The 13,184-nt window shown below is 70.8% G+C and carries 10 protein-coding genes and 2 pseudogenes; 9 read left to right on the plus strand and 3 right to left on the minus strand.

Going from position 1 to position 13,184, the window contains the following annotated elements; genetic code table 11:
• Positions 1 to 74: 74 nt before the first annotated feature.
• The 9 genes and pseudogenes from ADK67_RS12570 (at position 75) to ADK67_RS12600 (ending at position 9,175) form a co-directional block, all read left to right on the plus strand.
• Entirely contained in the window at positions 75 to 1,103 is a 1,029-nt protein-coding gene (locus ADK67_RS12570; protein ID WP_053716598.1) for a ferrochelatase, read from the plus strand.
• Positions 1,100 to 1,573, plus strand: coding sequence for a YcxB family protein (locus ADK67_RS12575; protein ID WP_053716599.1), 474 nt, complete (start codon positions 1,100 to 1,102; stop codon positions 1,571 to 1,573). Before ADK67_RS12570 ends, ADK67_RS12575 begins: the two co-directional genes overlap by 4 nt.
• A gap of 32 nt (positions 1,574 to 1,605) precedes the next feature.
• On the plus strand, positions 1,606 to 2,403 hold the full coding sequence (locus ADK67_RS12580; protein WP_053716600.1) for a hypothetical protein: 798 nt from the start codon (positions 1,606 to 1,608) through the stop codon (positions 2,401 to 2,403).
• 423 nt (positions 2,404 to 2,826) lie between these two features.
• Positions 2,827 to 3,153 (plus strand): annotated as a pseudogene (locus ADK67_RS54595) (cellulose binding domain-containing protein); the annotation flags it as partial.
• 273 nt (positions 3,154 to 3,426) lie between these two features.
• Positions 3,427 to 3,537: pseudogene (locus tag ADK67_RS54600) on the plus strand (hypothetical protein); the annotation flags it as partial.
• Positions 3,527 to 4,576 (plus strand): glycoside hydrolase family 6 protein, encoded by a 1,050-nt coding sequence (locus ADK67_RS54605; RefSeq protein WP_269435993.1) that lies wholly within the window; start codon positions 3,527 to 3,529, stop codon positions 4,574 to 4,576. The pseudogene ADK67_RS54600 and the gene ADK67_RS54605, both read left to right, overlap by 11 nt.
• Before the next feature lie 112 nt (positions 4,577 to 4,688).
• Positions 4,689 to 5,549 carry an aminoglycoside phosphotransferase family protein gene (locus ADK67_RS12590; protein WP_053716601.1) on the plus strand — a complete coding sequence of 287 codons (861 nt, stop codon included), beginning with the start codon at positions 4,689 to 4,691 and terminating at the stop codon, positions 5,547 to 5,549.
• A gap of 309 nt (positions 5,550 to 5,858) precedes the next feature.
• Positions 5,859 to 7,244 carry a sigma 54-interacting transcriptional regulator gene (locus ADK67_RS12595; protein WP_053716602.1) on the plus strand — a complete coding sequence of 462 codons (1,386 nt, stop codon included), beginning with the start codon at positions 5,859 to 5,861 and terminating at the stop codon, positions 7,242 to 7,244.
• On the plus strand, positions 7,241 to 9,175 hold the full coding sequence (locus ADK67_RS12600) for a vWA domain-containing protein (protein ID WP_053716603.1): 1,935 nt from the start codon (positions 7,241 to 7,243) through the stop codon (positions 9,173 to 9,175). Before ADK67_RS12595 ends, ADK67_RS12600 begins: the two co-directional genes overlap by 4 nt.
• A gap of 45 nt (positions 9,176 to 9,220) precedes the next feature.
• Here ADK67_RS12600 and ADK67_RS12605 read toward each other — a convergent pair whose 3' ends face one another.
• The 3 genes from ADK67_RS12605 to ADK67_RS12615 all read right to left on the minus strand — a co-directional run bounded on the left by ADK67_RS12605 (position 9,221) and on the right by ADK67_RS12615 (position 13,176).
• Positions 9,221 to 10,405 carry an FG-GAP-like repeat-containing protein gene (locus tag ADK67_RS12605; RefSeq protein ID WP_053716604.1) on the minus strand — a complete coding sequence of 395 codons (1,185 nt, stop codon included), beginning with the start codon at positions 10,403 to 10,405 and terminating at the stop codon, positions 9,221 to 9,223.
• A gap of 127 nt (positions 10,406 to 10,532) precedes the next feature.
• Complete coding sequence (gene ctaD / locus ADK67_RS12610; protein ID WP_053716605.1) at positions 10,533 to 12,308, minus strand: aa3-type cytochrome oxidase subunit I; 1,776 nt, start codon at positions 12,306 to 12,308, stop codon at positions 10,533 to 10,535.
• Between the two features lie 70 nt (positions 12,309 to 12,378).
• Positions 12,379 to 13,176: an SPFH domain-containing protein gene (locus ADK67_RS12615; protein ID WP_053716606.1), complete on the minus strand. Its 798-nt coding sequence runs from the start codon at positions 13,174 to 13,176 to the stop codon at positions 12,379 to 12,381.
• Positions 13,177 to 13,184: the final 8 nt, after the last annotated feature.

Genomic DNA, 13,184 nt, shown 5'->3' on the forward strand with positions numbered 1-13,184 from the left:
ACCCCGGACCCCACCCCCGACCACCGACCCGACCCGGTTGTGCGCCCGATGACCCCCGGCGCGAGGATGTCCGGGTGAGTTACGACGCGCTGCTCTGGCTGTCCTTCGGCGGACCGGAAGGACCCGACGACGTCCGCCCCTTCCTCGAGAACGTGACCCGCGGCCGGGGCGTGCCGCCCGAGCGGTTGGACGAGGTCGAGCAGCACTACCAGCACTTCGGCGGCGTGTCGCCGATCAACGCGCTCAACCGCGCCGCGATCGAGGCCGTGCGCGGCCTGGTCGACCTGCCGATCTACTTCGGCAACCGCAACTGGCACCCGATGGTCGAGGACACCCTGGCCGAGATGAAGGCCGCCGGCGTCCGGCGCGCCCTCGTCTTCCCGACCAGCGCCTACGGCGGCTACTCGGCGTGCCGGCAGTACGACGAGGACATCCTGCGCGCCCGTGCGGCGGTCGAGGACGCGCCCGAGCTGGTCAAGTTGCGCCAGTTCTTCGACCACCCGCTGTTCGTGGCGTCGTTCGCGGACGCCGTGCGCGCCGCCGCGGCCCGCCTGCCCGGTGACGACTACCGGGTGGTGTTCACCGCGCACTCGGTGCCGGTGTCGGCAGACAAGGCCGCCGGGCCGCCCGAGGACGGCGGCCACCTCTACTCCCGGCAGGTCGCCGAGGCGTCGCGGCTGGTCGCGGAGGCCGTCGGCGCGAGCGACCACGACGTGGTGTGGCAGTCGCGGTCCGGACCGCCGCAGGTCCCGTGGCTGGAACCGGACATCGTGGACCACCTCGACACCCTCTACGACAAGGGTGTGCGCAACGTGGTCGTGTGCCCGATCGGGTTCGTCAGCGATCACCTGGAAGTGGTGTGGGACCTCGACACCGAGGCCCGTGAGCGCGCCGAGGAGCTGGGCATGGGCTTCGCCCGCGCGGCCACGCCCAACGACGACCCCAGGTTCGCCGAACTGGTGGCGGAACTCGTCGCCGAGCACGTGGCGGGCGCGCCGGTCCGCAAGCTCTCGGACTTCCCGGCACTCGGCTGCACGGTCGACGGCGCGTTCTGCGCCACGCGGTGCTGCGAGCCCGTGAAGCGGCCGGGTGCGGGCCGGTGAGCGTCGACTTCAGCTGGTCGCCGAGGCCCGCGGACTGGCGTGACGCCCTGCGCACCTCCGTGCCGCTGTACCGGTGGGCGCCGTGGTTCGCCGCGGTGCTCGGCGTGCTGGGCGTCGTCGTGCTGGTGATGGGCATGACGTGGGCGGGCGTGTTCGGGCTCGTGCTCGCTGTGATCATCATCGCACTCGTCCCGGTGGGCACCGCGGTGAACTTCCACAACCACCCGCTGGCGGCCAAGACGGTGACCGGCACGGCGGACGCCCACTCGCTGCGGATGTCCGTCGGCGAGGCCGCGCGCAGCGAGCTGAGCTGGGCGGAACTGCCCGGCTGGGTGGAGACGGCCCGCGGTTTCGTGCTCCGGACCGGCACCACCGCCGTGTACGCGGTGCCGCACCGCGCGTTCGCCGACGCCGAGGCGGTCGAGAGGTTCCGCTCCCTGCTGGTGGAACACGTCGGCCCGGCGGCCTGAGCTGTCGGACGGCCCGCGTACCCTCGGTAGGCGTGTCTTGTGCGAGTGCGACGCTGGTCGTCTGGACGTCAGCCTGGCTGCATGGTGCGGCCGCGGCCGACGACGTCCTCGACGCCTTGGGGTTCTGGGCCGGGCTGCACGAAGTGGTGGCCGACGACGACGGCACCGCGACGGCGCTCGACCTGCCCGGGCCCGACGAGGCCCCGGTAGGCCCCGCGCTGCTGCTGGCGTCGTTGCGCCGCGCGTCCGCGACCACGGCCCGGCTGGTCATCCCCGTGCCCGGTGACGTGCGCGGGCTCGGCGCCAACGGGCCGCTCGGCAAGTCCGCGTTGCGCGCGGGCGAGGCCGCCGTGCTGCCCGAGGTGGGCGTGGGGCTGGTGCCGAAGCTGGTGGCCGACGGCGTCGTGCGGTGGACCGTGTTCGACCTGCCCGGCGCGCCCACCGGCGAGCACGTGCCGATCGGCGAGGCCGAGCACGGCCTGGCGTCGGCGATGCGCGAGGCGGCCACCGCGCTGGTGACGCTGGACGTGGCGCGGCACCGGCCGAACGTGCGGGCCGAGATCGCCGCGCTGTCCGCGGAGCACTCGGCGCTGGAGTGGCCCGCCGGGATGCCGCCCCGCGCGCTGCGCGTGCTCCAGCGCGCGTCCGAGGTCGCCGCGATCCTCACCGTGGCGGCGTCCGACGCGCCGGGCGGAGCCGTGTCGGCGACCGCGACGAGGGCGCGGGACGAGGCGCTGCGGCCGTTGTCCGAAGCCGTGCGGCTGGCCCGGCTCGCGGCCGTCGACGAAGCCGTCCGGGTCCTTTCGGATCAGGGCGCCGGCCGCCATTAGGCGGTAACCGCCGTCGAATATTCGACAGCTATTCGGTGACCTTCGAAATGGTCGGTCGGCTCGTTGTGCGATGCCGTGTCGAATATTCGACGCCCAGCTTGCTCCCGAGTCGCGCGGGCAATCGGCTGAACAGGCGATCCGGGCCACGGCCGTTCGCGCTCCGAATCGATTCCGGCTGAACTCGAACACGTAAACCCGGCGGCGACTGAAGAACCATAAGTCCAGCTCAGCGGCCTGTGACAGGGTACGTGCCCGGGTATAGCGGCGGATTATGTCCAGGTCAACCCCTCGTCAACACGAGGTGTCGTGCGTTACGGTACGTCTGGGAGCGCTCCCAGGCAGCTGTTTCGGTCTCGCGTCGAATCCCGATTCGGCGAAATCGCTGGGAGCGCTCCCAGATGGCGGGTTGCTCGCAAGGAGGCGATGCATGAGTCTGCGCACGTTCGTACGTTCCCGGAAACTGACCGGGGCATTGGCGGTGACCTCGGTGGCGGCGCTGCTCCCGGTTGTCGGGTTTCGTACCAGATCACGAATCAGTGGCAAGGCGGATTCGGCGCCAACGTCACGGTCACCAACCTCGGTGACGCCATTTCCGGCGGTTGGACGCTGGAGTGGGACTTCGCCGCCGGCCAGCGGGTCCAGCAGGGTTGGAACGGCACGTTCTCCCAGTCCGGGACGCGCGTGACGGTCCGCAACCCCTCTTGGGCCGGCAACCTCGGCACCGGCGCGTCGGTGACGCCCGGCTTCAACGGCTCGTGGACCGGGTCCAACCCGGTGCCCACGCAGTTCCGGTTGAACGGCACGGTGTGCACGGGGTCGGTCGACACGACGACTACGACCACCAGCACCACGACCAGCACCAGCACGAGCACGACGACGACCACCACGGGCACCAACCCGGGCGGTCCGAAGGCCGACAACCCGTACGTCGGCGCCGGCGTGTACGTGAACCCGCAGTGGTCGCGTCAGGCCGCCGCGGAGCCGGGTGGGTCGCGGATCGCGAACCAGCCGACCGGTGTGTGGATGGACCGGATCAGCGCGGTCGACGGCAACGACTCGCCGACGACGGGCAGCATGGGTCTGGCCGATCACCTGGACGAGGCCGAGAAGCAGCGCGCGGCCCGTGCGGACGGCCAGTTGGTGTTCCAGTTCGTCGTCTACAACCTGCCCGGCCGCGACTGCGCCGCGCTGGCCTATCGGTCGCTACAAGACCGAGTACATCGACAAGATCACGAGCATCGTCAGCGACGCGAAGTACTCGAAGCTGCGCATCGTCGCGGTCATCGAGATCGACTCGCTGCCGAACCTGGTCACCAACGTGTCGCCCCGTGCGACCGCCACGCCGAACTGCGACATCATGAAGCAGAACGGCAACTACATCGAGGGCGTGTCCTACGCCGTCGGCAAGCTCGGCGCGATCTCCAACGTCTACAACTACATCGACTCCGGCCACCACGGCTGGATCGGTTGGGGCGACACGGTGCCGGAGTACGACAACTTCTACGCCTCGGCGAAGCAGTTCGCTGCCATCCTGGGCAAGAACGGCGCCACCAAGGACAAGGTCCACGGCTTCATCACCAACACCGCGAACTACTCCGCGCTGGAGGAGCCGTACTGGACGGTCGACGACCTCGTCGGCGGTCGCCCGGTGAAGGAGAACGCGAAGTGGGTCGACTGGAACGACTTCAACGGTGAGCTGGGCTTCGCCACGGCGATGCGCACCGAGCTGGTCAAGCAGGGCTTCGACAGCGGCATCGGCATGCTGATCGACACCTCGCGCAACGGCTGGGGCGGCCCCAACCGGCCCACCGCCAAGTCGACCGCGACCACGGCCGACGCGTACGTGAACGAGTCGCGCATCGACCGTCGCCTCCAGAAGGGCAACTGGTGCAACCAGGACGGCGCCGGTCTGGGTGAGCGTCCGAAGGCCGCTCCGAAGCCGAACATCGACGCGTACGTCTGGATCAAGCCGCCGGGTGAGTCCGACGGTGCGAGCAAGGAGATCCCGAACCCCGAGGGCAAGGGCTTCGACCGGATGTGCGACCCGACGTACGGCGGCAACCCGCGCAACGGCAACAACCCCTCGGGCGCCCTCGCGGACGCCCCGCTGTCGGGCCACTGGTTCTCGGCCCAGTTCCAGCAGCTCATGGCCAACGCCTACCCGGCGCTGTGACCACTGACTGACTGGCACGACAACTGAACAGGTCTGCACACCGTAGGCGGCGCCCATGCCGGGCGTCGCCTACGGGCGTTATCCGGTTGTGGTCGCCTTTACCGTGGCACGGGTGGATGTCGACGAGATCACCGGGCGGTTGTCCCTGAGGTTCGGCCCTTCGGTGGCCGAGTGGTGCGCGCGCGTGCCGGAGCAGGCCGCCGACGCCGCCGCGCGCTGGGACCTCACCCTGGGCGACGTGATGCCGCCGGGTGCGTCGTCGGTCGTGGTGGCGTGCGCGCGTGGGGACGAGCCGCTGGCGCTGAAGCTGAGCCCGGACCCCGTGTTCCTGGCCTCGCAGGCGTCCGTGCTGCGGCACTTCGCCCCGTCCGGCCGCGTGCCCGCCGTGCTGGCCGAGGCGGACGGCGAGGTGCTGATGGAAGCCGTCCGGCCCGGCACGCCCGCCGACGAACTGGAGACCCCGCCGTCACCGCAGGAGTGGGCCGACCTGGTGACGGCGCTGCACACCGTGCCGACCGGTGGAGGCCCCTGGCTGTCCCTGCGCGCCCGCTGCGAGGAGGCCTACGCCCGGATCGGTCGCCGCCTGGCCGACCCGGCGGTCGCCGCCCACATCACGGAACGGACGTGGACCCGGGCCCTGTCCCGCTGCCGCGCGCTGCTCGACACCCAACCGCAGGTGCTGCTGCACGGTGACCTGCACTCGGGCAACGTCCTGGACGGCGGCGCACCCCGGGGCCTGGTGGCGATCGACCCGCGGCCGTGCGTCGGCGACCCGTGCTTCGACGTCGTGGACTACGCCCTGGCCGCCGCGGGCCGCACCGGCGTGACCGCCCGCGCCACCGCCGTGGCCACCGCGTCCGCCCTCGACCCCGACCGCCTGCACGACTGGTGCCGCGCCCTGGCCCCGATGAACGCCATCGCCTACCTGGACGACGAGGCAGCCCGCACCGAACTCCTCACCCTGGCCCGTTGACCACCCTGGCCCGTTGACCACCCTGGCCCGTTGACCACCCTGGCCCGCTGACACCCCGGCCCGCTGACCACCCCGGCCGAACCGAGCTCGACCACCAGCCGCCACCCGGCATCGAGGCGGTCCTGACGGAGCGGGCTCGACCCAGTGGCCCGGCCATGCTTCGCAGGAGTCCCCGCCCAGGGGACCCCTGTTTCTCATTCTCCCAGAGGGGTCCGACAATTCTCGGCGCCGAAGGCTCCACCAGGGGAAAACGCAAGGTGGAGCGGCTTCACGTCGACCGAAGGCCGATCAGTGCGTAACTTCGGTGGAGTGACCTCTGACCTTCCCACCACCGCAGGCGCCCTCCGAGCGGCCGGTTACCTGCCGCGCGGGGTCAAGGCCGAGATCCGGGAGAACCTCCTGGCCGCCCTCCGCGACGGCCGTGACGCGTGGCCCGGCATCGTCGGCTTCGACCGCACCGTCCTGCCGCAGCTGGAGCGCGCCCTCCTCGCGGGACACGACGTGGTGCTCCTCGGCGAACGCGGGCAGGGCAAGACGCGGCTCCTGCGCACGATCGTCGGCCTGCTGGACGAGTGGACCCCGGTGATCGAGGGCGCCGAGCTGAACGAGCACCCCCTCGACCCCATCACCCCCGAGTCGAAGCGCCGCGCCAAGGAACTCGGCGACGACCTGCCCGTCACCTGGAAGCACCGCGACGAGCGGTTCGCCGAGAAGCTCGCCACGCCGGACACGAGCGTCGGCGACCTGGTCGGCGACGTCGACCCGGTCAAGGTCGCCCAGGGCCGCAGCCTCGGCGACCCGGAGACCATCCACTACGGCCTGCTGCCCCGCTCGCACCGCGGCGTCATCGCCGTCAACGAGCTGCCCGACCTGGCCGAACGCATCCAGGTGGCACTCCTCAACGTGATGGAGGAACGCGACATCCAGATCCGCGGCTACACGCTGCGGCTCCCGCTGGACGTCCTCCTCGTCGCCACCGCCAACCCCGAGGACTACACCAACCGCGGCCGGATCATCACGCCGCTCAAGGACCGCTTCGGCGCGGAGATCCGCACCCACTACCCGCTGGAGATCGGTGCCGAGATCGACCTGGTCCGCCAGGAGGCCCACCTGGTCGCCGAGGTCGGCGACCACCTGCTGGAGGTCATCGCCCGGTTCGTGCGGCACCTGCGCGAGTCGTCCTCGATCGACCAGCGCTCCGGCGTGTCGGCCAGGTTCGCGGTCGCGGCGGCGGAGACGGTGGCCGCCAGCGCCCTGCGCCGCAGCGCGCTGATCGGCGAGAACCCGCCCATCGCCCGGCCGATCGACCTGGAGTCGGTGCCGGAGGTGCTGCGCGGCAAGCTGGAGTTCGAGGCCGGCGAGGAGGGCCGCGAGCAGGAGGTGCTGGTCCACCTGCTGCGCCGGGCCATCGCGGACACGGCGCGGTCCACGTTCGCGGGCGTCGACCTGCGGCCGTTGGCGGAGCTGGTGTCCGACGGCCACCCGGTGGCCACCGGTGAACGCGTGCACCCCGGCGACCTGCTGGCCGCGCTGCCGGAGCTGCCCGTGCTGCACGACGTGGCGCAGCGGGTCGGCGCGGGGCCCAAGGACCCGGCGGGCCGCATCGCGTCGGCCGTCGAGCTCGCGTTGGAATCGCTCTACCTGACCCGTCAGCTGTCCAAGGACAGCGACGACGACCGAACGGTGTACGGATGAGCAGCTACCGGTACGGCCGGTACGTCGACGGGCCCGACCCGCTCGCCCCGCCGACCGACCTGCGCGCGGCCATGGACGAACTCGGCCGCGACGTCATGGAGGGCGCGTCACCCGCCTCGGCGCTGCGCGAGCTGCTGCGCCGGGGCCTGCCCGGCACCCGCGGCCTGGACGACCTGACCGCCCGGCTGTGGCAGAAGCGCGCCGCCCTCACCCGCCGCCACCGCCTGGACGGCACGCTGCAGGAGATCCAGCGGCTGCTGGAGGAGGCGTTGGCCGCCGAACGGGCCGCGCTGTTCCCCGACCCGGACGACGAGGCCCGGTTCCGTGAGGCCCAGCTGGACGCGCTGCCGCAGTCGACCGCGGCGGCCGTGAGCGAGCTGGCCGAGTACGACTGGCGCTCGCCGCAGGCCCGCCAGTCCTACGAGGAGATCCGCAACCTGCTCGGCCGCGAGCTGATGGACCAGCGGTTCCAGGGCATGAAGCAGGCCATGGAGAACGTCCGCCCCGAGGACGTCCAGCGCATCCAGGCCATGCTCAGCGACCTCAACGACCTCCTCGCCGCGCACGCCTCCGGCGAGGACACGGGTGAGCGGTTCGAGCAGTTCATGCGTCAGCACGGCGAGTTCTTCCCGGAGAACCCGAAGTCGGTCGACGAGCTGGTCGACGCGCTGGCCGCCCGCTCCGCCGCCGCGCAGCGCATGATGAACTCGATGTCCGACGAGCAGCGCGAGCAGCTGTCGGCGTTGTCGCAGCAGGCGTTCGGCAACTCGGGCGTCGGTGCGCAGCTGTCCCAGCTGGACGCCCTGCTGCAGGGGCTGCGGCCCGGCGAGGACTGGAACGGCTCGGCGCGGTTCCGCGGCGACAACCCGCTGGGCCTCGGCGAGGGCGCGCAGGCGATGGCGGACCTGGCGGAGATGGACGCGCTGGCCGAGCAGCTCTCGCAGGGCTACCCCGGCGCGCGGCTGGAGGACATCGACCTGGAGGCGCTGGTCCGGCAGCTCGGCGACGAGGCGGGCGTGGACGCGCGGCGGCTGGCCGAGCTGGAACGCGAGCTGCGGTCGCAGAACCTGCTGGAACGCGCGCCGGACGGCTCGCTGCGGTTGACGCCGAAGGCGTTGCGGCGGTTGGGCGAGACGGCGTTGCGCGGCGTGCTCGACAGCGCCCGCGAGCAGGGTCAGCGGGACAACTCGTCCGCCGGCGCGGCCGGTGAGCTGATCGGGTCGACGCGGCCGTGGCAGTTCGGCGACACCGAGCCGTGGAACGTGCCGCGGACCGTCACGAACGCGGTGCTGCGGTCGGCGGGCGGCCCGGTCCGACTGGACGTGGTCGACGTGGAGGTCAGCGAGACCGAGCAGCGGTCACGCGCGGTGGTCGCGTTGTGCGTGGACACGTCCTGGTCGATGGTGCAGGACGGCCGGTGGGTGCCGATGAAGCGCACCGCGCTGGCGTTGCACCACCTGGTGCGGACCCGGTTCCGCACCGACGCGCTGGAGCTGATCACGTTCGGCCGGCACGCGGAGACCGTCGACATCGGGCAGCTCACCGCGTTGGAAGGGGTGTGGGAGCAGGGCACGAACCTGCACCACGCGCTGCTGCTGGCCGGTCGGCACGTCCGCAAGCACCCCGACGCGCAGCCCGTGGTGCTGGTGGTCACCGACGGTGAGCCGACCGCGCACCTGGAGGCGACCGGCGACGCCGAGTTCCACTACCCGCCGCTGGACCGGACCATCGGCAAGACCCTGGTCGAGGTGGACGCCCTGGCCCGCCTCGGCGCGTCGATCACGGTGTTCCGGCTGGGCGACGACCCGCGGCTGACCAGGTTCGTCGACGCGGTGGCCCGGCGGTCCGGCGGCCGGGTCGTCGCACCGGGCGAGGACGGCCTGGGCGCGGCCGTGGTCAGCGACTACCTGAGGTCGCGCAAGCGCCGCTGAACGGGGAGGTGGCGCGTCCCCGGCCGGGTCCGCGCCACCTCGACGTCACATCACGTGCGGGAACGCGCCCCACGAACTGCCGATCTGCCGGGCGGTCGACCCCGACAGCGTGAGGTCGTTGTTCGGGTAGTACCAGAGGTCGCCTTCGGCGTTGACCCCCAGCACGTCCGCGTGCCCGTCGCCGCTGAAGTCGGACGCGACGACCTGCTGGAACGCGCCCCAGCCGTGCCCGATCTGCTTCGGCGTGGAGAGCGCGAGCTTGGTGTTGGGGTAGTAGAGCAGGTCGCCATCCGCGTTGACCCCGAGCACGTCGGCGTGTCCGTCGCCGCTGAAGTCGGCGGCCATGACGTGCTTGAACCCGCTCCAGCCGTGTCCGATCTGCTTGGGTGCCGAGAGCGCCAGGTCGTTGTTGGGGTAGTAGAGCAAGTCGCCTTCGGCGTTCACGCCGAGCACGTCGGCGTGCCCGTCACCGCTGAAGTCCGCGGACACAACCTGCTGGAACCCGCCCCAGCCGTGCCCGATCTCCTTGGGCGTGGAGAGCGCGAGCCTGTTGTTGGGGTAGTAGAGCAGCTCACCGGCGGCGGTGACACCCAGCACGTCGGAATGGCCGTCACCGCTGAAGTCCGACACCCGTTCGAGGTCGGTCTCCTCCTGGCAGTTGCGGCTGGTGACGTTGCGCCAGGTGCGCGACGCCCCGGTGTGGGTCACCCCGTCGAACGATGCCGCCACGCGTTCCGCGCCGGCGAACCCCCAGGTGGCGCTGCCGTCGCCGTTCGCGTCGAAACCCTGCTCGTAGTGCAGGTGCGGGTGGCCGTTGGAGGTCGGGCCGCTCTTGCCGACCCGTCCGATCAGCTGACCCCGCGCGACCCGTGCGCCGACCGCGACCGCGCGCGAGTCCAGGTGCAGGTAGGTGGTGAAGTGGCCGCCGCCGTGGTTGATCTGGATCATGTGGCCGGCGTTGTCGTGGTAGGTGGACTTGTTCACCGTGCCGGCCGCCGGCGCGAGCAGCGCCGCGCCCAGGGTGCCGACCTGGTCAGGCTCTCGCACCATGTCCAGCGCGGGACTGTGCGCCCAGGTGTCCAGCCGCCACTGCTGCCCGCACTCGAACGGCAGCTGGAACGACGGCGCCGCCTGCGCCGGTGACGCGGACACGACGGACGCCAGTCCGACCGCGGTGACCAGCCAGGCACTGGCGACGGCACGGAACCGTGCCGTTCTGCCACGTAACATACGAGGTCCCTCCCCAATGGTCGTGATGTGCGGCAAGCCGGTACGTCCGGCAGCAACACCACGGTAGGAAGGCGACCACGGCTCGACTATCAGGCGAACGCCCGACAGCACCGCCGGCGGCGTCGGCTCAGTCGCGCTGGTCCTTCGTGTCGCGTTCCCGGTCGGTGGAGGCGAGGGCCGTCTCCGTCGTGTCGTCCGGCGGCACGCGGTGCTTGCCCGGCCTGGTGAGCGAGAAGTGCGACTCGTCGCGCATCCGCTCCACCATGTGCGGGTAGTGCAGCTCGAACGCCGGCCGCTCGGACCGGATCCGCGGCAGCTCGGTGAAGTTGTGCCGCGGCGGCGGGCACGTCGTCGCCCATTCGAGGGAGTTGCCGAAGCCCCACGGGTCGTCGCGCTCGGCCGGGTCGCCGAACCGGTAGCTGCGCAGCACGTTCCACACGAACGGCAGCACGGACGCGCCCAGCAGGAACGCCCCGATCGTGGAGATCGTGTTCATCAGGGTGAAGCCGTCGCTGGGCAGGTAGTCGGCGTACCGGCGGGGCATGCCGATGTTGCCGAGCCAGTGCTGGATCAGGAACGTGCCGTGGAAGCCCAGGAACGTGGTCCAGAAGTGGAGCTTGCCCAGCGGCTCGTCCAGCATCCGCCCGGTCATCTTGGGGAACCAGAAGTACAGGCCCGCGTAGGTCGCGAACACGATCGTGCCGAACAGGACGTAGTGGAAGTGGGCGACCACGAAGTACGTGTCGGTGACGTGGAAGTCCAGCGGCGGCGAGGCGAGGATGATGCCGGTCAGCCCGCCGAGCAGGAACGTGACGAGGAACCCGATGCTGAACAGCATCGGCGTCTCCATCGTGATGGACCCCTTCCACATGGTGCCGATCCAGTTGAAGAACTTGATGCCCGTCGGCACCGCGATCAGGAACGTCATCAGCGAGAAGAACGGCAGCAGCACCGCTCCGGTGGCGAACATGTGGTGCGCCCACACCGCCACCGACAGCGCCGCGATGGCGAACGTGGCGAAGACCAGTCCTTTGTAGCCGAACAGCGGTTTCCGGCTGAACACCGGGAAGATCTCGCTGACGATGCCGAAGAACGGCAGCGCGACGATGTACACCTCGGGGTGGCCGAAGAACCAGAACAGGTGCTGCCACAGGATCACGCCGCCGTTGGCGGGGTCGAACACGTGCGCGCCGAGGTGCCGGTCGGCGGCCAGGCCCATCAACGCGGCGGTGAGGATCGGGAACGCCAGCAGGATCAGGATGCTGGTGACGAAGATGTTCCAGGTGAAGATCGGCATCCGGAACATGGTCATGCCGGGCGCGCGCAGGCAGCACACCGTGGTCACCATGTTGACCCCGCCGAGGATCGTGCCGAGGCCGGACACCGCCAGGCCCATGATCCACAGGTCGGGTCCGATGCCGGGCGCGTGCACGGCGCTGCTCAACGGCGTGTAGGCGGTCCAGCCGAAGTCCGCCGCGCCGCCGGGCGTGAGGAACCCGGCCATCACGGTCAGCCCGCCGAACAGGAACAGCCAGTAGGAGAACGCGTTGAGCCGCGGGAACGCCACGTCCGGCGCGCCGATCTGCAACGGCAGGATGTAGTTGGCGAACCCGAACAGGATCGGCGTCGCGTACAGCAGCAGCATGATCGTGCCGTGCATGGTGAACAGCTGGTTGTACTGCTCGTTGGACAGGAACTGCAGCCCCGGCCGGGCCAGCTCGCCCCGGATGAGCAGCGCCATCACGCCGCCGACCATGAAGAACATGAACGACGTGGCCAGGTAGAGCAGCCCGATCTGCTTCGGGTCGGTCGTGCGGAGCAGCCCCAGCAGCACCGAGCCCTTGGACCGTCGTCGGGCCGCACCGGGGTGGGTGATCACCGGTTCCGGCTTGAGCGCGGTCATGCCGCCTCCCTCGTCCTGACGACGTGAGCCAGCCCACATCGTCCCCCGGTCCGCGGCACGGGGCAAACGCTCAGCCCTGCTTGGGGACCGTGACCTGCTGTTCTATCGCGACTGACGCCCGTTCGAGGAAGCGGAGCAACTCGACCGGGAACGGCAGCACCAGGGTCGAGTTCTTCTCCGCCGCCACCTCGACGATGGTCTGCAGCAGCCTGAGCTGCAACGCGGCGGGCGTGGCGGACATGGCCGCGGCGGCCTCGGACAGCTTCTTCGACGCCTGCAGCTCGCCGTCGGCGGTGATGATCCGCGCCCGCCGCTCCCGCTCCGCCTCGGCCTGCCGCGACATGGACCGCTTCATGCTCTCCGGCAGCGCCACGTCCTTGATCTCGACCCGGTCGATCTCGATGCCCCAGGACACCGCCGGGTTGTCGATCATCAGCTCCAGGCCCTGGTTGAGGCGCTCGCGGTTGGACAGCAGGTCGTCCAGCTCGCTCTTGCCGATGATCGAGCGCAACGACGTCTGCGCGACCTGGAGCATGGCGAACCGGTAGTCCTCGACGGTGACCACGGCGCGCACCGCGTCGACCACCTTGAAGTACACGACGGCGTCCACGCGCACGGTGACGTTGTCGCGGGTGATGCCGTCCTGCGCCGGGATGGGCTGGGTGACGATCTGCAGGTTCACCTTCCGCAGCCGGTCGATGCCCGGCACGACCATGGTCAACCCCGGTCCGCGCAGCACGGGCCGCACCTTGCCGAAGCGGAACACCAGGCCCTGCTCGTACTGCTTGACGATGCGGGCGCTGCTCGCGAGGCCGAGCGCGAACAGGCCCAGAGCGCCGATGACGATGTCCAGGATCATCGCGACCATCTCCCAGG

Source organism: Saccharothrix sp. NRRL B-16348, from assembly GCF_001280085.1.
Taxonomy (GTDB): domain Bacteria; phylum Actinomycetota; class Actinomycetes; order Mycobacteriales; family Pseudonocardiaceae; genus Actinosynnema.

What these genes read in the sequence shown, in the direction of transcription:
- ADK67_RS12615 (WP_053716606.1), bottom strand. Translation starts at nt 13,176, where the DNA reads ATGGTCGCGATGATCCTGGACATCGTCATCGGCGCTCTGGGCCTGTTC.
- ADK67_RS12600 (WP_053716603.1), top strand. Translation starts at nt 7,241, where the DNA reads ATGAGCAGCTACCGGTACGGCCGGTACGTCGACGGGCCCGACCCGCTC.
- ctaD (WP_053716605.1), bottom strand. Translation starts at nt 12,308, where the DNA reads ATGACCGCGCTCAAGCCGGAACCGGTGATCACCCACCCCGGTGCGGCC.
- ADK67_RS12605 (WP_053716604.1), bottom strand. Translation starts at nt 10,405, where the DNA reads ATGTTACGTGGCAGAACGGCACGGTTCCGTGCCGTCGCCAGTGCCTGG.